Raw genomic sequence first — 19,427 nt, forward strand, 5'->3', positions numbered from 1 at the left:
GGCTGTGATCCTGCAGTCGCTCCGGCAGGCCCTGGAGCCGAAAAAACACATCCTGGCCATGTGGGAGGGCGGGGCCGCCGCCTTTGACCGGATGGACCGCTGGTCGGACATCGACCTGATGGTGGCCGCCAAAGACGGACAGGCCGCCCAGGCCGCCGCAGAGGTGGAAGCGATCCTGAAGAACCTCTCCCCCATCAAAGCCCGGCTGTCCACCAGCCATCCCAACTGGCCGGACATGATCCACACCTTTTACAAGCTGGCCTTGGCCGATGAATTCCTGCTGGTGGACGTGGGGGTGATGCCCCAAAGCAGCAAGGACAAGCTGCTGGAGACCGAGATCCACGGGAAAGCCCTGGTCCATTTTGACAAGGCCGGGGTCTGCATGCCGCCCCGGCTGGACCGGAAAAAGTTCCTGGCCGGTATGAAAGAGCGAAAGGCCAGGTTGAGCAGCATGTTTGAGCTGTTCTCTAATTACGTGGCCAAGGAACTTAACCGCAAGAATTACATCGAGGCCCAGTACAACTATTTCATGACCCTGAACATGCTGGTGGAAGCATTGAGGATGAAGCACGGACCCTTTCATTATGATTTCCGGGGGCGTTATCTTCATTATGAATTACCTCCCCGGGAGGCGGTAAAACTTCAAACATTATTCTACACAAAGGATCCGGCCGACCTGCGCCGCAAGGATGCCCGGGCCAGGCGGTGGTTTAAAGAGGTCATTAAGACCATAAAATAGAAACGGAAAATGTCAAAAGCCCTCCTGAAAACAGGAGGGCTTTTGACATTTAGGGAGGAATAAATACTGATAGGGTATCGGTTCTATCCGTATATTTTCAAAAGCAGAACCACAAACAAAGAAGTGACCGCGGTCAGTATCAGAGAGAACACGAAGGCCACCTTGAAGACCTTGGTCTCCTCGCCGATTTTGTCTATTGAGGCCGCCGCGTTCTGGAGCTTGGCCGGCGAGACCACGCTGGCCAGCCCGCCGCCGAAGGCCAGCCCGGCGGTGACGATGATCAGTCCTTTCAAGGACAGGCCCAGGTTCTGGGCGGTGGTCATGGTGTACTTGGCGAACATGGCGATGGCCGAGGCCTCGCTGCCGGTCAAAAAGCCGCCGAACAAGCCGATGAAGGACACCACAGCGCCATAGCCTCCCCGGAAGACCTGGGTGGAGTAGTCGGCCAGCACTTTTATCATGCTGGGCACGGCGAACTGTCCGATGCTCATATCATATCCCGACATGTTCATGATCTCGCCGATGGCGAAGAAGATGGCAGCGGCGAAAACCGGCCGGGGGGCCCTTTTCAGCCATATTTTCAATGATTCCCTCATTTGGGATTTGGTTGGTCTGAGGAAGGGCAGGGCCAGGGCGGTGCTGACCAGTATCCAGGTGTAGGCCTGCCACAGGGCCCGGGTGTCCAGGGGCTTGCCGTCGGCGGTCAGGCCGTTGATGGGAAGTTTAAGCGTACGGTAAAGGAAGTTGAAACTGTCCTTGGGAAGGTTAAGCGCCAGGATCAGCACGATCAGTATCAGCCAGGGCAGGAAGGCCTTCCACAGGGGATATGTCATTTCGAATTCCAGCTCCTGTGGGTTCAGCCGGCTGCGGTCGATGATCTTTTTCCCGGAGGCCTTAAGATACAGGGCCATGGCCGCGATCACCGCCAGGCCGCACAGCACGCCGGTCAGCACCACCAGGTTCTCGAAGCGGTTGGTGAAATAGGCGACAATTCCGATCACTCCTCCGGTCAGCAGACAGGGCAGCCAGCCCCGGCGCACCGCCTGCCATTTGCCCACGATCCACAGCATGCAGAACCCGATCATGGTGGAGACTACCGGCAGGAACATGAAGAACACTTGTCCGGCCTGCTTAAGCCCGATCTCATTTCCTTTTCCCAGAAAGCTGTTGGCGATGTCCACGAACACCACTATCGGCGCGCCCAGCAGGGCGTAGGTGCAGAGGGAGTCGTATCCGATAGAGGGCAGGGCGATGGCCACGTAGGAGGAATAGCCCATGGCCAGCAGGATCGGGGGCAGGATGGAGACCGGGGTGGCCCCCACCGCCACCATCAGGGTGCCGAAGCCGATGTTGATCAGCATGATCTGCACCGCCTGGTTCCCCCCGGCCAGGGTCTTGATGAAGATGATCACCCTTTTCAACGCCCCGGTCTTCTCCATCACCGCCATTTGCAGCAGCGAGGCGGCCACTATCAGCGAGACCGAAAAGGAGCGTACTATCCCGGCCCCGGTGGAGCGCAGGATGACCTCCCACGAGGTGTTGAAAAAAAAGAAGGCTGCCAGGGAGATGGCCAGCCAGCCGGCCAGGCCGCTTTGGTCGGCCGGGCGCTTGAAGGCTATCAGCATCACTAATATGACGGCGATGGGAAGCAGGGTCAGCAGCAGTTGCCAGATGGACATGTTTCTCTCCTAAATTTTTTTGACAGGATTAACAGGATTTCTTTACGATTACCTACCTCAAATATTTTGAATACTAATTTTATAGCAACTGCCTGGTGCTGTCAACAAAAAAGCATCATCCGGGCTTGAAATAATGACAGATTGGGGGTATATTGGTATCCGGGTCAACAACAGCCCCACCATTCAAAAAGGATAAAACCATGGACGTCAAAACCGCGATCCTGTCCCGGCGGGCCTACCGCTCGCTGGCCCCGGTCCAGATAACAAAAGAACTGGTGGAAGACCTGGCCACAGCCGCTTCGCTGGCCCCGTCCTGCTTCAACAAACAGCCCTGGCGTTTCGTCTTTGCTTACGACAAGGAAGCTTTGTCACAACTGCGCCCGGCCCTTTCCAAGGGAAACGAGTGGGCGCAGGAGGCTTCAATGATCATTGCCGTGTTCAGCAAAAAGGAATTGGACTGCGCCATGAAGGACGGCCGGGAGTATAATTTGTTCGACACCGGGATGGGGGTGATGTCCCTGATCCTGCGGGCCACGGAACTGGGGTTGGTGGCCCATCCCATAGCCGGGTTCGATCCGGCTAAAGCCCGGGAGGCTCTGGGGATACCGGAAGATATGACGGTCATTACCCTGATCAACGTGGGGAAGCATGATGAAAAAATAAGCCCCAAACTGAGCCCGGACCAAGCAAAGGGCGAGGCCAACCGGCCGCCCCGGCTGGCATTGAACGAGTTCGCCTTTATTGACAAATATGAAAAATAGACATGGAGCCGGTTGAACCCTTAGGGTCTCCGCAGCAGTGCGGAGACCCTAATTTTTTGCTTTACAAAGGGTTATTATTAAGATATTATTATATCAGGATAATTGCGTGAGCTGTTGATCCATAATCACTAACCTGAAATCCAAAGCACAAGGAGAAGGCTGTGAAAAAATATCTTATTACAGGTTTGTTGGTGACGGTTCTCTTCGGCGCCGGAGCCCTGGCCCAACAAAATGTCTTCGATCAGGCCCGGGAAAAGTGGGACCAGCGCGGCGATGCGGCGGCGCTGAAAGAGGCCATTGCCATCTACGAAAAAGGATACCAGAAGGAGCCCAGCTACGCCCTGGCCGAACGGCTGTCCTATGCCTACTATTTCCTGGCCGATGCCTTCGAGCAAGGGGAGCAGAGATCCAAGGACTACTACACCGGCTACGAGTGGGGGATCAAGGCGCTGTGCTATGACCCGGGGTTCAAACAGCGTTATCAGGCCGAAAAGAAGGGCATGGGCGACGCCATCAACGGCGTGCCCAAAGAATTCGCCGGCGGCATCTTCTGGACAGCCACCTGCTACGGCAAGTGGGGGAAGATGCGCAACATCCTCAAGCAGCTGGGTCCCGCCAAGCAGGCCCGCAAGATGATCATCTACCTGTATTCCATAGACAAGGCCTACTATTACGGCGGACCGGCCCGCTGGCTGGGGGCCTTCTACGCGATAGCCCCGGGCATAGCGGGCGGCGACATGAAGAAGTCTAAGCAATACTATGAAGAGGCCATAGCGCTGGCGCCGGCCTACCTGGCCACCAAGGTGCTGATGGCCGAGAACTATTACCCGGAGGTGAAGGACCGGGCCGGGTACGACCGGGCGTTGGACGAGGTGCTGGCCGGCGATCCCGGCTCAATCCCGGAAATCGCCATCGAGCAGAAGGTGGAGCAGGAAAAAGCCAGGAAACTGAAAGCAGCGGGGTTCGAGGAATAAGCCATGGAAAATGAAACAATGGCCGGAATGATACTGTGGCTTGGCATTATTGCCGCCTTCATAATGAACGGGATAATGATATTCAGGACCAGGACCTTGGTCAATGATATCAAGGGGGTGATCAGAACCAGGCAGAACCTGATGATGGCCAAGGAAACCATCAACTTGAGCATGAAGCTGGCCATCTATTACCTGGCCATGTGCGGGGCCATGCTGCTCATTTACCTGCTGCTGGTATCAAAGGGAATGCCGTTCATTTCAATGATGGGTAAGTTGTTCGTTTTCGGGGTCGTCACCCTCCCGGCAGGACTGATATGCAAACACTTTGAGAAGAAGATCAAGAACCTGACGGTGGAGTCAGAAGACCAGACCCTGGCCGCAGCCTTCACGCATTATCTGAGCCAATGGGAAAGGCCTCAATACCAGCTTAAGGACCTGAATCAGACCTAAATCTGCAGGGATCGTAAGCAGGACCAACTATACTGACGGGAAGGAACAAAATTTGTCCAAATTAAGGATCGGAGTCATAGGTACCGGGAATCTGGGCCAGCACCACGCCCGGGTCTGCACCGAACTTCCCAATGCCGAACTGGCCGGAGTGGCCGACATCAATGAAGCCCGGGCCAGGGAGGTAGGCGGGAGGCACAAGGTGCCGTTCTTCACCGATCAACGGGAACTGTTGAAACAGGTGGATGCTGTCAGCATCGTAGTCCCTACAACCGGCCATCATCAGGCGGCCATGGATGCTTTGGCGGCCGGAAAACACGTGCTGGTGGAAAAGCCAATCACCGCCACCGTGGCCCAGGCCCGGGAACTGACAGCTCTGGCGGAACAAAAATTGCTGAAGCTGCAGGTGGGCCATATCGAGCGGTTCAATCCGGCGCTGCTGGCCGCGGCCGCTCATATCCATGACCCCAGATTCATCGAATGCCTGCGGATCTCTCCCTTCGGCGGGCGCAACACCGACGTACCGGTGGTGCTGGACCTGATGATCCACGACATCGACATCGTCCTAAGCTTGGTCAATTCCGAGCTGGAGCGGGTCTCGGCCATCGGCTGCAGCCTGGTCAGCGACCGGGAGGACATCGCCAACGCCCGGCTGGAGTTCAAGAACGGGTGCGTGGCCAACCTTACCGCCTCGCGCATCTCCGGCAAAAAGGAGCGCAAGATGCGGTTCTTCCAGAAGGATTCTTACATCACCGTGGACTTTTTAAATCACGGGGTCAAGTTCCACAAGCTGAAGGGCGATCCCCGCGGAGTGTCCGATCTTTCACAAGTAATGGAACTCATCGAACCGCAGATCGACAAGGTCGAGCAGCTGAAGGCCGAACTGGGATCTTTTGCCGATTGCATCATCAATGACACGATCCCATTGGTAAGCGGCCGGGACGGTCTGAGGGCGCTGCAGGTGGCCGAGGAGATCATGGGGGAGATCGAAAAAAGAAACCAAAGGCTGAGGGGAAAATTATGAGCCAGGTTTATTTTGAAAAGCCGGGACCAGCCAACACCGCAAAGACTTTGGAACTGGCCGGACAAAGGGCCAGGGAGCTGGGGATCAGGACCATCATCGTGGCCACCACTTCCGGGGCCACGGCCCTGGATGCCGCCAGACTGCTCAAAGACTTCAACATAGTGGCGGTGACGCATTCCACCGGCTTCTCGGCCAAGGACATTCAGGAGCTGTCCGAAGAGAACAAGGCCGGGCTGGAAAAACTGGGGGTCAAGGTCCTTACCTGCCAGCACGCTTTGGGCGGTGTGAACCGGGCGGTGCGCTTCAAACTGAAGACCTACCAGCTGGACGAGATCATCGCCTACACCCTGCGGACCATGGGACAGGGGTTCAAGGTCTGCCTGGAGATCGCCATGATGGCGGCCGACGCCGGGCTGGTTTCGGTCAAGGAGGAGGCCGTCTGCATCGGGGGCACCGGCAGCGGGGCCGACACCGCGGTGGTGCTGACCCCGGTCAACGCCCAGGATTTCTTTGACCTGAAGGTCCACGAGATAATCTGCAAACCGCGCCTGTCGTGACGGTGTTGAAGGCCATGAGCATCAAAGAGCCTTCTTTGGTCTTTGACCGGCTGACCGAGGGCTGGCGTCCATACCTTTGCATCGCCCTGCTGGGCCTGGCGGTCTATTTCAGGGCGATCTTCTTTGGGTTTGCCTTTTTTGACGACGACCACCTGATACTGCAGAACTTCGGGAACATCTCCTCCTGGCATAACATATTCACCGCCTTCAAGACCGACATGAACTGGCAGTCTCCAGGCGTCTATTACCGGCCGCTGGTGACGCTGACCTTCATGGCCGATGCCCTGTGGACCGGGAAGGATCCGATGGGCTATCATTTGACCAACATCTTTTTTCACCTTTTGGCTTCCGGGCTGTTTTTCAAGTTTCTGCTGCTTTTGGGATATCCCCGGAAGACTTCATTGTTCGTCGTCCTTCTTTTTGCCTGTCATCCGGTGCTGACCCATGCCGTGGCCTTCATCCCCGGCCGTTACGAAACGGTGCTGGCCATCATGGTGCTGGGTTCGGTGACGGCCTTTTTGAAATATCTTGAAAAACCCGGCTGGTTGTGGCTGCACGGGTTGTTTTTTGCCGGGGCCTTGTTCACCAAGGAAACGGCGGTGATCGTCCCGGTGATCTGCGGTCTGGTGTTTGTTTTACCATCCGACCGCAAAAGGAGATTCAAAGATCTTTGGCCGGCGGCCGCGGTCTGGGCCGTGGTCCTGGCATGTTTTTTAGGCATGAGGTGGCAGGTGGCAAAAGATGTTTCTCCCCAGTTCAACACGCCATACGAGAATATAATCGGGTTATTCAGTTATCTGGGAAAGATAGTCTTTCCCTTCAACCTGTCGGTGATGCCCATACCGGCCGACACCAGGCCGTACTGGGGCCTTGCGGTGCTGGCAATCCTGTTCATTCTGGCACTATGGGGAGGCATCAGAAGGAAGAGATATTTCCTGCTCGGGGCCGCCTGGTTCCTGGTCTTTCTGCTGCCGACGGCGCTGAGGACCCTTAACTTTGCCTATCTGCTGGAGCAGCGCCTTTACCTGCCCTTGATGGGTTTTATGGTGATGGCGATGGAACTGGTTCCGGTTCAAAAACTGTCCGAAAAAAAATGGTCACTGCTCCCGGCGGTTGCGGTACTGTTGTTGTTCTCTGCAACAACCACAAAGCACTCCGCTGTGTACCGCAACGATATCTCTTTTTGGGAAAACGCCATTGAACATTCACCCCATTCGTATTTTGCCCATACGGTGCTGGGCCAGCGCTACTACGCCCAAGGCCATTCGGACCTGGCCGAGAGGGAATTCCAAAAGTCCCTGGCTTTGAGGCCCGGCGACCCGCTGATAGAGAACGACCTGGGCCTGGTCCTGATGGAACAGGGCAAATGGGCCGGCGCGGAAAAAGCCTTCCTCAGCGCCGTTGGAAACCTCCCGGATGACCCCGGCCTGCGCAAGAACCTGGGCTTGGTCTATACCAAGCTGGGCGACTGGCCCGGGGCCGAAACCCAGTACCGGGCTGCCTTGGCCCTGAATTCAAACGATCCCGAGATCTGGGACCGCCTGGCCCTGGTCTGCTACCTCCAGGATAAGTATGTCGAAGCTGCAGGATTCTATGGCCTGGCCGTCAAGGCCGGGATAAAGCCGGACCCCCGGATAATGAAAATGCTTGCTCCCTACACTAATAAGGAGGCCCGATGAACCAGGAGGACATCAGTCCGGCCAAACTGGATGAGTTCAACCGGCTCCAGGACTCGCTGAAAGACAAAAAGCCCCAGGTTCAGGACCTACTGGACCTGTCCAGGGCCGCCAGGGAGGCAGGCCTGCCCAAGGAAGCCAGGAATGATCTGCTGACCGCCGGTGAGTTGGAACCGGAAAACCCGGTGGTGCTGTCGGTCATCTCTGCCGAGCTTGGCCCCGCAGGGTTTAACGAATGGCAGGAGGCCCATAAAAAGGAGATCCCTTTCTGGCGGGACATGAAAAGCACTTTGCTTTATCCGGCCAGCCGCCAGGGTATTTTCATGCTGGGCCTGCTTGCCGTATTTTTTGCCGTGGGAAAGATGTTTGAATATTTGTTCTCGGCGGTGCTTTGGCAGGCTCCCCTGGCCATGACAGTTATGTCCCGCATTGCCGGCGGGCTTCTGGGAATGGCCATGCTGCTGGTTTTGCCGGGTTTATATGCTTCAATCACCTGGCGGACGGCCCTGGGAAAAACCGGCTTCCCCGACTGGCCGGGGTTTGGGGATGTTTTCGCCAACCTGATAGGACCGGCCCTCAAGGCTTTGGCAGTGGGTTTGTGGTCCTTTATGCCCCTGATCATGACGATCACGGCCACCGCCCAGAAAAAAATAAGCCCTTCCGTTTCCCTGACGGCTTTCACCCTACTGCTGGGCTTGCTGTACTTTCCCATGTCTTTTTTGATGATGGTGATGTCCCAAAAACTTTGGCCCTCGCTGCTGCCCTCGCAGGTGCTGGATTCCATGGCCAAAAGCGGCCGGGATTACCTGAAACTCTGCCTCCTGTTCTGGGCGTTGCTGCTGCCCTCCCTGCCGGCCCTGCTTTTGTGGGAAATGCCTTTGATCGGTCCGGTAGTGACCGTATTCACGGGACTATACTGCTGGGCCTGCAGCATGCACCTGCTGGGAAGGTTTTACCGTTACGAAAAAGACAAGCTCAAGTGGTTTTAAGCATGAAGATCGAAAGCTATTCCTTCGGGCTGATCAAGATCGGCGGCCGGGAGTTTAAGTCCGACCTGATCATCTATCCCGACCATGTCGACGGCAAGTGGTGGCGTAAGGAAGGCCATCTGCTGCAGATGGAAGACCTGGCCGGGATCTTGGCCCTGAAGCCTGAGATCCTGTTAGTGGGCCAGGGCCTGCCGGGGCTGATGAAGGTGGACGAAAAAGTGGAGGAGCATTGCCGGGAAAACAGCATCCGGCTTTTGGTAATGCCCACTGAAAAAGCCGTGGAAGAATACAACCGTTCAGCCGATAAAAATGGGAAGATCATCGCCTGTTTTCATTTGACCTGCTGACAATGAATCCGGCCGTCAGACATAGGAAGCAATTTGTATGGATAGTCATACCAAAGCCGCCAGTGGCATTCTATCCCTACCATCTCAAGCACCGCAAGGCTGAATTGCTGGACCTGACCGGAAAGTGGGACCAGGCCGAGGAATTATACCGGGAGAACTTTTTGGCCGCTGCTAAGGCCGCCCGGCCGCAGCTTGAAGCCGAGAGCCGGTCCCGGCTGGGAGTATTGTTTGGCAACCGCGGCCGGTATGACGAAGCCAGGGATTCCCTGATGGCGGCCCAAAGCCTGAATGAAACAGCCGGAAACCTTAAAGGGCTGGCCATGGTGCTGGGAAATCTGGGATGGGTATACCGCATGCAGGGCCAGTACCAAAAAGCGCTGGAGTATAATCAGCAAAGGCTTGAGATATCCCAAAGGCTGGAGGACAAAGAATCCATCGGCGATGCCCTGGGCGATCAGGGGGTGATATATTGGTGTCTGGGAATGATAGACGGGGCCTTGGACTGTTACCGGCAGCAGGAGGCCCTCTGCTACCAGACCGGGGACAGAGTGGGGCTGGCCCGGGTGCTAAACAACCGGGGGATAATCTACAACCTGCTGGGCAAATACCAGCAGGCCATCAGCGATTTTCAGGCTTCTTCGATGATATTCCGCGAGCTGGGCGACATCAGCGGATTGAGCAATCCCGAAGGCAACAGGGGTGTGACCTTTGCCCTGATGGGTGACAGGCAAAACGCCCTTAAAGACTATGCCGTCCAGACCGATATCGCCCGGAAGCTGGGGAACAAGCCCATCCTGTGCCTTTCCCTGGGCAACACGGCCGACATCTACCGGGATCAGGGGGAATGGGAGAAGGCGGCAGCGTTTTACCGGCAGTCGATAGAGATCAGCCGCGAGATATCCGCGCGGGGGCAGCTTTGCGAATCGCTGCTGTCGTTCGCCGAGTTGCGGCGAAGGCAGAATGATAAAGCGTCCTGCAGGTCTTTGCTGGAAGAGGGCCGGCAGTTGGCCGGTGAGCTGGGGAGCCCTGATCATGTCTTTTCCGCTGCATTGTTGGATGCGGCCACCCGTCCCGATCCCGATTCCTCTGCCCAAGCCCTACGGGAATTGTTGTCGAAGACACCCGGTGAAAGCGAACAGGCCGCCATTCATTATGAGTTGTTCAGGATAACAAAAAACCCTGACCACGGGGTCAGGGGGAGGGAGCTGTATCGGAAGGCCTATGAAAGCATTCCCAAGGCCGAATTCCGGGAGAGGGCCGATGAGTTGGAGGAGGAGCTGGGGAAACTCAGCCAGTGAACCTTAAAAACCCAAGGCAGCGTGTTCCGCCTGGGTCAAATGCCCGTATTCCAGCATCTTCCGGGCGATCCATTTCCGTCTGGTGGACATCCTCTTGCTGTCGGCAAAGGGCCCGTATCTCCGGGGATTGATGATGATAGAGGCCATCCGGACGGCCTGCTCCGGGGTCAGCTGCGAAACCTCACAGCCGAAGTAAAAGCGCGAGGCCGCCTGGCAGCCAAACAATCCCGGGCCCCATTCGATGTAATTAAGGTACAGTTCAAAGATCCTGGCCTTGCTCAATTGGTCATCCATCCGCCGGGCCAGCACCGCCTCGGACAGCTTCCGGGTCAGGCTTTTGGAGGTGGAGAGATACAGGTTCTTGGCCAGCTGCATGGTGATGGTGGAAGCCCCCCTGGCCCAGCGCTTCTTCTTCCAGTCGGCCTTGATGGCCTCCCTGACCTCGGCGTAGTCTATCCCCTGATGGGAGAAAAAGCCGGCATCCTCGGCCACCAGAACAGCGTTTTTCAGATAGGGCGAGATCTGCCCGTAGGGCACGAACTCCTGGTTGGGCGAAAAAGACTGTCCCCGGGCCCGGGCCTCTTTTCTCCGCTGTTGCATCAGGGCAGTGGTCTTTGGATTATTTGTCCTTAGCTCGTCTATCTGCGGCAGATGCAGCATGTCCCATGCCACCGAGGCCAGGACATAGGCCGCCAGCAGGACCAGGCCCCAGACCATCAGGCGTTTTATTTTGTTCGTCAGTCTGCGCATGGGGGAATTATCCTTTATCGGGTTCAAGAAGTCAAGCCATATCCAAACATAACTTATAACCGGGAGAGTAAAGATGCGGTACTTCCTCATTTCCCTGGCCTGCTGCCTGGCGGCTGTTTCCCTCAGCGGCTGCGGTTCCAGCCGGCCCGAGCAGGAGTATCTCCGCGCCATAAGGCCGCTGGTGGTTCAGTACGCCGAGCTGGCCAACGACTTCAGCAACTGCCTGCCCGAGGATTTCGCCAGATTCTCGGAAAACATAGAAACTCTGCGCAAGCAGGCGATCCTGATCTATCCGCCATCGTCCAAAAAGCTGCGTCGGTTCAATGCCGACTTCATCGACCTGCTGAAGGAGGCCAAGAACATGGGCTTCACCTTCGGCACGGTGTTTTTGGACTGCGAGGAGCAGGCCTCCGCCATCAAGGACTTTGACAAGAAGGTCGATATTGCCGACAAGTGGCGGTGGGAGGCGCGGGAATCGTCGCAGGGCTTCGCCGAGGCCCACCAGAAGCTGAAACCCTTCATGCAAAAGACATTTGAGTATCCGGTGGGCGACATCGACCTCAAGGGAGCCATCGATGGTTTTGCCAGGAGGCTTGCACAATAAGCCGCACCGGGCTCTTTGGCATCGAAACCAGTACCTTTGATTTAAAACAACTATAGGAGATCTCATGGAACGGAACGAGGCAAAAGCGCTAATGGAACAGACCATTCCCAACAAAAATTTGCAGAAGCACATGCTGGCGGCCGAGGCCTGCATGCGGGAGCTGGCCACCCATTTCAACGAGGACGCAGACCAGTGGGGCCTGGCCGGGCTGCTGCACGACCTGGACTACGACCAGACGGTGAACGATTTCCCCAACCACGGCAAGGTGACCGCCCAGATGCTGGAGGGCAAGGGCATCTCGGACGAGGTCATCCATGCCATTCAGGCCCACCCGTTCGGAAGCAAAGGCGCGGATGGCGGTCTCAGGGCAGGCCCCGGGCAAACGGAGCCCGAGAGCAAGATGGACTTTGCCCTGTACGCGGCGGACTCCCTGACCGGCCTCATAGTCGCCGCGGCCCTGATGCACCCCAGCAAGAAGCTGGCCAATGTGGACGTACCGTTCATCATGAAGCGCTACAAGGAAAAGCGCTTTGCGGCCGGGGCCAACCGGGAGCAGATCCAGACCTGCGACCGGCTGGGGCTGAGTTTGGAGGATTTTGTGGGGAAGTGTTTGAAGGCCATGCAGGGGATCTCAGGGGATCTGGGGCTTTGAAATAATCCGTCATGCTCAAATATCTTAAATCAGTAGAATATATATTAAGGAGATCTGTACCGGAATGAAAAAAATAGTAATGACATTGCTGTTTATTGTTTTTGTTTTATATGGGCTCTCGAAGGCCCAGGGATTTTCTTATGATGAAGATGACGAAACGATATGGGGTTACTTGAATGCTGAAATAAATTATTCCGCAAACAAACAAAGCAACTATAAGCTGTGTTTAAATTATGACAAATCATATTTTGAAACTGAACTCTTAAGCGTGTCAACCATAACTACTACTGATCATAGGACAAGGATCTCATCTAATGCATTATTTACAGAATGTGCTTTTGCTTCTTTGTGGTTTATGGCCGAAGGCGAGGGTAAAATTTTATTTATACCAATATGCATTGGGTCATTAGCCCCTTTAGTATTGGGTAATGCAAAAGTATATTTACCTGTATCAAAGAAGCATTTATGGGTGGGTGGTGGGCTGAATACAGATTATTATTTGTTTTACAAAAACAGTTCTGTAATGTATACGGAAATTCTATATGGTGTAAAAATTGGGTTTAAAAAAATAAAAATATATGCTAATTACCGCGTACCCTTCAATGGGAGCTATCTTGAGAAAAATGAACCATATTTAAATATTGGTCTTGTTTTGGAATCAACAATATTAAGAAATAGAAAAAGAAAATCATAAATAATAGGGGAATTAAGAAGTGCTTAAATCCTACAAAGACAAATCACCCAAGATCAGCCCCGCCGCCTTCGTGGCCGAGACCGCGGTCATCATCGGCGATGTGGAGATCGGGGAAAAAGCCAGCATCTGGTACGGGGTGGCCATCCGGGCGGACATCAACCACATCCGCATCGGCAAAGAGACCAACATTCAGGAGAACACGGTGATCCACGTGGACCTTAACGACCGGGGGCTGGGGGACTGCGCCACCATCATCGGGGACCGGGTCACCGTCGGGCACGGAGCCATCCTGCACGGCTGCAAGATAGAGGACGACTGCCTGATAGGCATGGGGGCCACCGTGCTGTCCGGGGCCAGGATCGGGGCCGGGTCCGTTGTGGCGGCCGGGGCCCTGGTCAAGGAGGGCCAGCAGATCCCGCCCCGCTCCATGGTGATGGGCATGCCGGCCGAGGTCAAGCGGCAGCTGCCGGAAGAGGCGGTGGAGAAGATCCGGGCCAGCGCCCGGCATTATGTGGAGCTGGCGGAAGAGTACAAGAAATAACGGGGTTTACCGGGGAAGACAGGATTTACATGATTCCCCTAATACGTGGCCTTTACATATTCATCTTTTCTCTATGCAATACCATGAATGGTATCGCTACTAATCATCAACCCTGATAAATCAGGCTGCTATGGTAGGCCTCGGCAGAGGCACTTCGGCACCGCTCAGCACAAGCCTTGATGGATTGTAGCGATAGTCTTTAGGCTATCGCTATAAAGGGAAACAGGAAAATCAGGATTTACATAAATTCGTTTGCATTTTGATGAAAAACCTAAAAACACATATCCTTGGGCTGGTCCCAAAACCCTTACGGATAACTATTCTGGGGCTGGCATATCTCCTGGTCTGCTATGAACTCCTCCGGCTGGGCTTCCTGATCGCCAACCGCCAGTATTTTGCCGGCGTGCCGGCCGGGCAGGTGCTGTGGGCCTTTGTCTACGGCCTGCGCTTCGACGTCTCGGCCCTGCTGATGCTGAACGGGGTCATTCTGCTGTTGTACAACCTGCCGGGCTTTCCCGGGAGGTATCAATGGTATTCCAAAACAATGCTGGCGCTTTTCTGGCTGGTTAACATACCGGGCTTCATTGTGAATCTGACCGATTACGGCTATTACGCCTTCACCCAGCGCCGCCTGATGTTCGAGCTGTTTGCCATGCCCCGCGAAACAATGGACATGGTCCCCAGCCTGGTCCGGGGCTACTGGCCGCTGTTCCTTCTTTTGGCCGTGCTGACGAGCGTGTTCATATTTTCCAGCCTGAAGTTCTTTTCCCGGCTGGATAAAAAGACCGCCTATAAATTCAACTTGTTCACCGAATCCCTAAGCCTGGTACTGATCGCCGGGCTGGCGGTGCTGGGGATCCGGGGCGGCCTGCAGTCCAAGCCCATCCGGCAGAACCACGCCTTCTTCAGCGAGAGCCGGTCGGCGGGGTACCTGGCCCTTAACTCCACCTTTACCGTGCTGCGCAGTTTAAGCCAGCCCAAGCTGGCGGAATTCCAGTTCATGCCCCGGGAGCAGGCTCAAAATCTGATTGAAAAGATGCTCCGCGATCCCAATGAAACAATGGCGGACCGGGAATATCCCTTCTTAAGACAAAAGCAATTCCCCTGTCCCGAGCAGAAACTGAACCTGGTGATCTTCATCATGGAAAGCTGGTCGGCCGGGCAGGTGGGCCCGGACCCGGGCAGGCCAAGCGCCACGCCCTTCTTCGACAGCCTGGCCGTCCAAGGTCTGCTGTTCACCAACTTCATGGCCAACTCTCAGCGTTCACTGGAGGCGGTGCCGGCCATCCTGACCTCGATACCCGCCTTTTACAATAATCATTCCTTCATCAACTCGCAGGCCGAGATGAACCGGGTGATGGGGCTGGGGCATATCCTTTTAAAACGGGGCTACACCACATCGTTCCACCACGGGGCCAAGGTTGGTTCCATGGGCTTTGACGCCTACGCCCGCACCGCCGGGTTCCTGAAATACTACGGCAAGGAGGATTACCCCGGCCTGGCCGATTCCCTGCAGGACGGCACCTGGGGGGTTTACGACGAGGAGTTCTTTTTGGACGCCCTGTCGCGGATGAACAGTTTCAATAAACCATTCGCCTCGGTGATATTCTCCCTGTCGCCGCACGATCCCCTCAAGATACCAAGTTACCGCGAGGCCCTGATTGCAGGATACAAGGATGACGACAAGTTCCGGCGGGCTTTGCGCTATTCCGACTACAGTCTTAAAAGGTTTTTTGAACAAGCCCGGAAAGAACATTGGTATGAAAACACAGTATTCATAATAACCGGCGACCATCCCTACCATTCCATGCGCAACGACTTTGCCTCCATCTTCCAGGTGCCGCTGTTGATCTACCGGCCTAAAGGCCTGGCGCCGGCCCGGGTGGACGGCATCGGTTCGCAGGTGGACATTCTGCCCACGGTTCTGGACCTGCTCAGCCTCTCCGCCACCCACGCCTCCATGGGCAGTTCGCTGGTCTCCGGCAAAAAGGAGCATTACGCGGTGGTGCGCCACGGGGCGGAGTTCGCCGTTTTCGATGACCGGCTGGTTTTGGTCAGCGACCTGGAGAAGATCAACGGTTTATATGATCACCGGAACGACAGCGGTTTTAAGAACGATCTGCAAACAGCGAAGCCGGAAGAAACCGGGAAAATGTTTGAGTATCTGCGGGCCTATATCCAGCAGGCCTCGTATGCCATTGCCAGGGATAGGATCTGCCGGGAAGGAGACGTCCGGTAACTGTAGTAGGGACACGGCATGCCGTGTCCCTACTACGAGGTATCGCCAAATACAACATTATGCCTATTAACAGCCTCAAATACCAAAGAAAATCCATCCGACTGCCGGAATACGATTATTCCCAAGAAGGCGCATATTTCATAACCATCTGCACCCAAGGTAGATCTTGTCTTTTTGGTAAAATAGTTAACAGCCGGATGGAATTGAACGGATATGGAGAGATTGCGGATCAATCCTGGCGAGAAATACCACAACATTTTACAAATGTTCTCCTGGGCGAATATATCATAATGCCAAATCACATTCATGGCACTATTATAATTATCGAACCACCTTCAGGGACACGGCATGCCGTGTCCCTACCATCAGGCCTATCGTTTGGAAAACCACAGACAGGGTCATTGTCAACGATTGTTCGATCCTATAAATCTGCGGTAACCAGACAAATCAATGTTGTTCGGGCAAAAAACGAACCAGCCGTTTGGCAAAGCCGGTTTTACGAACACGTCATCCGCAATGATAAATCATACAATATAATCAGGCGGTATATAATTGATAACCCTTTGTATTGGCCCCAAGACGATGAGAATCCCAACCGTGTAATGATACATGAACATAAAAATTAAAGGAGGCTTTCATGAAAACCGCGATCGCATCCTATCTTCTTCTTGTTTTGGCGGGAACAATAGCAGCAGATCCCCTGGCCCAATTTCCCAGCGACACCATCGAGACCAACGACGGCCCTTTGACCATCTACTTCATCGGCCACGCTACAATGATGATGAAGTACAAGAACCTCATCATCCACGTGGATCCGGTGAACGAATATGCCGATTATAAGAAAATGCCCCAGGCCGACCTGATCCTGGTGACCCATGAGCACCACGACCATTTTGACGCCCAGGCCATAGCGGCCATCACCAAAAAGGGCACGGCGGTGGTGTTGAACCATGCCGCCCGCAATCTTCTCAAGTCCGGGCAGGCGCTGGAGCAGGGCGACAGCGCCATCATCCGGGGCATCAAGATCAAAGCGATACCAGCCTACAACACCACCGCCGGCCGGGACAAGTTCCATCCCCAGGGCCGGGACAACGGGTACGTGCTGAATATCGGCGGCAGAAACATCTACCTGGCCGGGGACACCGAGAACACCCCGGAGATGTCACAGCTAAAGGACATCGACATCGCATTCCTTCCCATGAACCAACCCTACACCATGACCCCGGAGCAGCTGGCCCAGGCGGTGAAGGACTTCAAGCCCAAGATCGTCTATCCCTACCACTATGGGGAAACCGACCTCACGGGCCTGCCGGAATTGCTGAAGGATGAAAAGCAGTCCGAGCTCCGCATCCGGCCGATGAAGTGAACGGGGAATACGATCCGCAGATTATGCAGATTTACGCAGATAATTTATATCATACTATTTTCTATGTAAGACCGGAACGAGGCTTCGATATTTGGTATTGCTTTAAGGGGCGAAAAGAGGTAAAATCCGAATCAGTCAACTAAAGGTATATTACTTTGAATATCCGTTACTATTGGCGGGAAGCCATATCCGGCATGCAGCGGGCCAAGCTGCTAAGCCTGCTCTCCGTCTCCAGCATCACCGCGGCCCTTTTCCTGCTGGGCACCTTTTTGCTGGTGACCCTCAATTTCATGAGCGCCGTCAGCAGCATGAAGGGCAAGTTCCAGATCCAGGCCTTCATCGGCGATAACGCGGAGATGCGGGAGATCAACGCCGCCAAGCGTTTGATAGAAGGGATGGAGGGGATCGGCCAGGTCAATTACATCTCCAAGCAGGACGCCCTGAATGAGTTCCGGCAGGAGATGGGCGCGGCCAGCGACTTTCTGGAGGTGCTGGAGAACAACCCCCTGCCCCGGTCGTTCAAAGTGTCGCTTGATCCCGACCGCCAGAACCCCCAGGCCATCGCCCGGATCTCCGAGGATATCGCCAAACTGCCGGGGGTGGAAGAGGTGGAATACGGCAAATCCTGGCTGGTCAAACTCTACCGCATCGGCAGCCTGCTGGTAGCAATCGATTTTTCATTGCTGATCATAGTCAGCGCCGCGGTGCTGATAGTCGTCTTCAACACCATCCGGCTTACCCTGTACGCCCGGCGCCCGGCCATCGAGATCATGCGGCTGGTGGGGGCCACCGACGGCTTCATCCGCCGGCCCTTTGTGCTGGAGGGCTTTTTGCAGGGGGCGCTGGGCAGCCTGATCGGGCTGATAATGCTTTATGCCGGGTGGCGGCTGGTGTCCTCCCAATTCGGGATGCTGAGGTTCTTCACCTTAAGGGAATCGGCCCTGCTGTTCGGTTTCGGGCTGGTGCTGGGGGCTTTGGGCAGCTGGGGCGCGGCCCGGATATTCCTGAAAAGGATTTAGAACTCAACCCACTTCGGCGCTACTCAGCGCAAGCCTATTTCCCCTTCTCTTTCAAAGAGAAGGGGACAGGGGATGAGTTTCAAGTAACAGTCTGGGAGTTCATCTTACTAATATGATTAAAAAATGAATGTTTGGACTGCAAAATGAAGAAATCCATCCTGAAATATTATTACGCTGTTTACCAGTCGCCGTTGGGGCCGCTGCATCTGCTGGGCAGTTCAAAAGGCCTGGTGGCGCTGTGCTTTACCAAAAAGTCTTTTGACCGGATGATGCAACGGCATTTTGCCGGGGTCAACCCGGAAAGATCGGACCGGCAGTTCAAAGCGCTGATCAAACAACTGGATGCATATTTCAAGGGCAGTCCGGTCAAGTTTGTCTTTACCGCCGACATCCGGTCCGGCACTGAATTCCAAAGGGCCGTCTGGGAAAAGTTATCCGAACTGCTCCCTGGCCAGTTGACCACCTACGGGTCTTTGGCCAGGGAGGTCAAGCGGCCCAAGGCCTCCCGGGCGGTGGGCCAGGCGGTGGGGGCCAATCCCCTGCCCGTCATCATTCCCTGCCACCGGGTGATCTCTTCCTCGGGCAAGCTGGGAGGGTTTACCGGGGGCATCGGCCTGAAGAAAAAACTGTTAAGCATTGAGGGAATAAAGTTATGATCGCGACCCAAAGCAGTTCAGAAAGGCGGAGGTTCCTGCGCCTGCCGTTGGAGATCAAGGTCCATTTCAAGGCCCTCAAGGAAGGGGTTTTGGATGTCAAAGGTCTGAAACCGGCCCGGGCCAAGAATTTGAGCACCGGCGGAGTGCTGTTCTCATCGGCCAGGAAATTGCCGGCCAATGAGGTGCTGCAGATGCGGATCAATTTCATCCGGGCCGGCAAGCCGGTGGAGATGGCGGCCATAGCCCGGGTGGCCCGCTGTCAGAAGTCCAAAGCCGGATACAACGTGGGGGTGGAGTTCCTGCAGGTCTATTCCGAGGACCTGAAGGTCTTGGAAAACTTCATTGACCGGAAGGCCAAGGCCAAAAAGCCGCTGTAAAAAATTGCTTTACAATATTACAAGAGATATTGTATAAT

Annotated in this window: 21 protein-coding genes; 19 read left to right on the plus strand and 2 right to left on the minus strand. The window is 55.2% G+C overall.

What is annotated here, in order from left to right; all coding sequences use genetic code 11:
• Positions 1–739: hypothetical protein (locus tag Q7U71_04780; protein ID MDO9391073.1), on the plus strand; the 739-nt coding region annotated here is incomplete at its 5' end.
• Positions 740–822: 83 nt separating this feature from the next.
• Here the strand turns inward: Q7U71_04780 and Q7U71_04785 are convergent.
• Positions 823–2,418 carry an L-lactate permease gene (locus Q7U71_04785; GenBank protein MDO9391074.1) on the minus strand — a complete coding sequence of 532 codons (1,596 nt, stop codon included), beginning with the start codon at positions 2,416–2,418 and terminating at the stop codon, positions 823–825.
• A 200-nt stretch (positions 2,419–2,618) separates the two neighbouring features.
• On the opposite strand from Q7U71_04785, the gene Q7U71_04790 reads away from it, so the two are divergent.
• From Q7U71_04790 to Q7U71_04830, 9 genes are all read left to right on the plus strand, one after another.
• Entirely contained in the window at positions 2,619–3,179 is a 561-nt protein-coding gene (locus Q7U71_04790) for a nitroreductase family protein (GenBank protein ID MDO9391075.1), read from the plus strand.
• A 161-nt stretch (positions 3,180–3,340) separates the two neighbouring features.
• Complete coding sequence (locus Q7U71_04795) at positions 3,341–4,153, plus strand: TRAP transporter TatT component family protein (GenBank protein MDO9391076.1); 813 nt, start codon at positions 3,341–3,343, stop codon at positions 4,151–4,153.
• A 3-nt stretch (positions 4,154–4,156) separates the two neighbouring features.
• Positions 4,157–4,603 (plus strand): hypothetical protein, encoded by a 447-nt coding sequence (locus tag Q7U71_04800; GenBank protein ID MDO9391077.1) that lies wholly within the window; start codon positions 4,157–4,159, stop codon positions 4,601–4,603.
• A 10-nt stretch (positions 4,604–4,613) separates the two neighbouring features.
• Positions 4,614–5,624, plus strand: coding sequence for a Gfo/Idh/MocA family oxidoreductase (locus Q7U71_04805; protein ID MDO9391078.1), 1,011 nt, complete (start codon positions 4,614–4,616; stop codon positions 5,622–5,624).
• Positions 5,621–6,181, plus strand: a complete 561-nt coding sequence (locus tag Q7U71_04810) for a pyruvate kinase alpha/beta domain-containing protein (GenBank protein MDO9391079.1) — start codon at positions 5,621–5,623, stop codon at positions 6,179–6,181. The genes Q7U71_04805 and Q7U71_04810 overlap by 4 nt, the downstream gene beginning before the upstream one ends.
• A 14-nt stretch (positions 6,182–6,195) precedes the next feature.
• Positions 6,196–7,860, plus strand: a complete 1,665-nt coding sequence (locus Q7U71_04815; protein MDO9391080.1) for a tetratricopeptide repeat protein — start codon at positions 6,196–6,198, stop codon at positions 7,858–7,860.
• Entirely contained in the window at positions 7,857–8,846 is a 990-nt protein-coding gene (locus Q7U71_04820; GenBank protein MDO9391081.1) for a hypothetical protein, read from the plus strand. Before Q7U71_04815 ends, Q7U71_04820 begins: the two co-directional genes overlap by 4 nt.
• 2 nt (positions 8,847–8,848) lie before the next feature.
• Complete coding sequence (locus Q7U71_04825) at positions 8,849–9,193, plus strand: Mth938-like domain-containing protein (protein ID MDO9391082.1); 345 nt, start codon at positions 8,849–8,851, stop codon at positions 9,191–9,193.
• A 62-nt stretch (positions 9,194–9,255) separates the two neighbouring features.
• Positions 9,256–10,491 carry a tetratricopeptide repeat protein gene (locus Q7U71_04830; protein MDO9391083.1) on the plus strand — a complete coding sequence of 412 codons (1,236 nt, stop codon included), beginning with the start codon at positions 9,256–9,258 and terminating at the stop codon, positions 10,489–10,491.
• Positions 10,492–10,494: 3 nt separating this feature from the next.
• On the opposite strand, the gene mtgA is transcribed toward Q7U71_04830, so the two are convergent.
• Positions 10,495–11,241 (minus strand): monofunctional biosynthetic peptidoglycan transglycosylase, encoded by a 747-nt coding sequence (gene mtgA, locus Q7U71_04835; GenBank protein MDO9391084.1) that lies wholly within the window; start codon positions 11,239–11,241, stop codon positions 10,495–10,497.
• A gap of 73 nt (positions 11,242–11,314) precedes the next feature.
• Between mtgA and Q7U71_04840 the strand changes: the two genes are divergently transcribed.
• The 9 genes from Q7U71_04840 to Q7U71_04880 all read left to right on the plus strand — a co-directional run bounded on the left by Q7U71_04840 (position 11,315) and on the right by Q7U71_04880 (position 19,389).
• The gene (locus Q7U71_04840; protein ID MDO9391085.1) at positions 11,315–11,845 is read left to right on the plus strand and encodes a hypothetical protein; all 531 of its coding nucleotides are present in this window, start codon (positions 11,315–11,317) and stop codon (positions 11,843–11,845) included.
• Between the two features lie 64 nt (positions 11,846–11,909).
• Positions 11,910–12,497 (plus strand): HDIG domain-containing protein, encoded by a 588-nt coding sequence (locus Q7U71_04845; protein MDO9391086.1) that lies wholly within the window; start codon positions 11,910–11,912, stop codon positions 12,495–12,497.
• A gap of 64 nt (positions 12,498–12,561) precedes the next feature.
• On the plus strand, positions 12,562–13,191 hold the full coding sequence (locus tag Q7U71_04850) for a hypothetical protein (GenBank protein MDO9391087.1): 630 nt from the start codon (positions 12,562–12,564) through the stop codon (positions 13,189–13,191).
• Positions 13,192–13,210: 19 nt separating this feature from the next.
• On the plus strand, positions 13,211–13,732 hold the full coding sequence (locus Q7U71_04855) for a gamma carbonic anhydrase family protein (GenBank protein ID MDO9391088.1): 522 nt from the start codon (positions 13,211–13,213) through the stop codon (positions 13,730–13,732).
• 262 nt (positions 13,733–13,994) lie between these two features.
• On the plus strand, positions 13,995–15,971 hold the full coding sequence (locus tag Q7U71_04860) for a sulfatase-like hydrolase/transferase (GenBank protein MDO9391089.1): 1,977 nt from the start codon (positions 13,995–13,997) through the stop codon (positions 15,969–15,971).
• 637 nt (positions 15,972–16,608) lie between these two features.
• The gene (locus Q7U71_04865; GenBank protein ID MDO9391090.1) at positions 16,609–17,337 is read left to right on the plus strand and encodes an MBL fold metallo-hydrolase; all 729 of its coding nucleotides are present in this window, start codon (positions 16,609–16,611) and stop codon (positions 17,335–17,337) included.
• Between the two features lie 155 nt (positions 17,338–17,492).
• Positions 17,493–18,356, plus strand: a complete 864-nt coding sequence (locus Q7U71_04870) for a permease-like cell division protein FtsX (protein ID MDO9391091.1) — start codon at positions 17,493–17,495, stop codon at positions 18,354–18,356.
• 143 nt (positions 18,357–18,499) lie between these two features.
• Positions 18,500–19,012 (plus strand): methylated-DNA--[protein]-cysteine S-methyltransferase, encoded by a 513-nt coding sequence (locus Q7U71_04875; GenBank protein MDO9391092.1) that lies wholly within the window; start codon positions 18,500–18,502, stop codon positions 19,010–19,012.
• Positions 19,009–19,389 (plus strand): PilZ domain-containing protein, encoded by a 381-nt coding sequence (locus tag Q7U71_04880; GenBank protein MDO9391093.1) that lies wholly within the window; start codon positions 19,009–19,011, stop codon positions 19,387–19,389. The genes Q7U71_04875 and Q7U71_04880 overlap by 4 nt, the downstream gene beginning before the upstream one ends.
• The last annotated feature ends 38 nt before the right edge of the window (positions 19,390–19,427 follow it).

Source organism: bacterium (assembly GCA_030655055.1).
Lineage (GTDB): Bacteria > Edwardsbacteria > AC1 > AC1 > EtOH8 > UBA5202.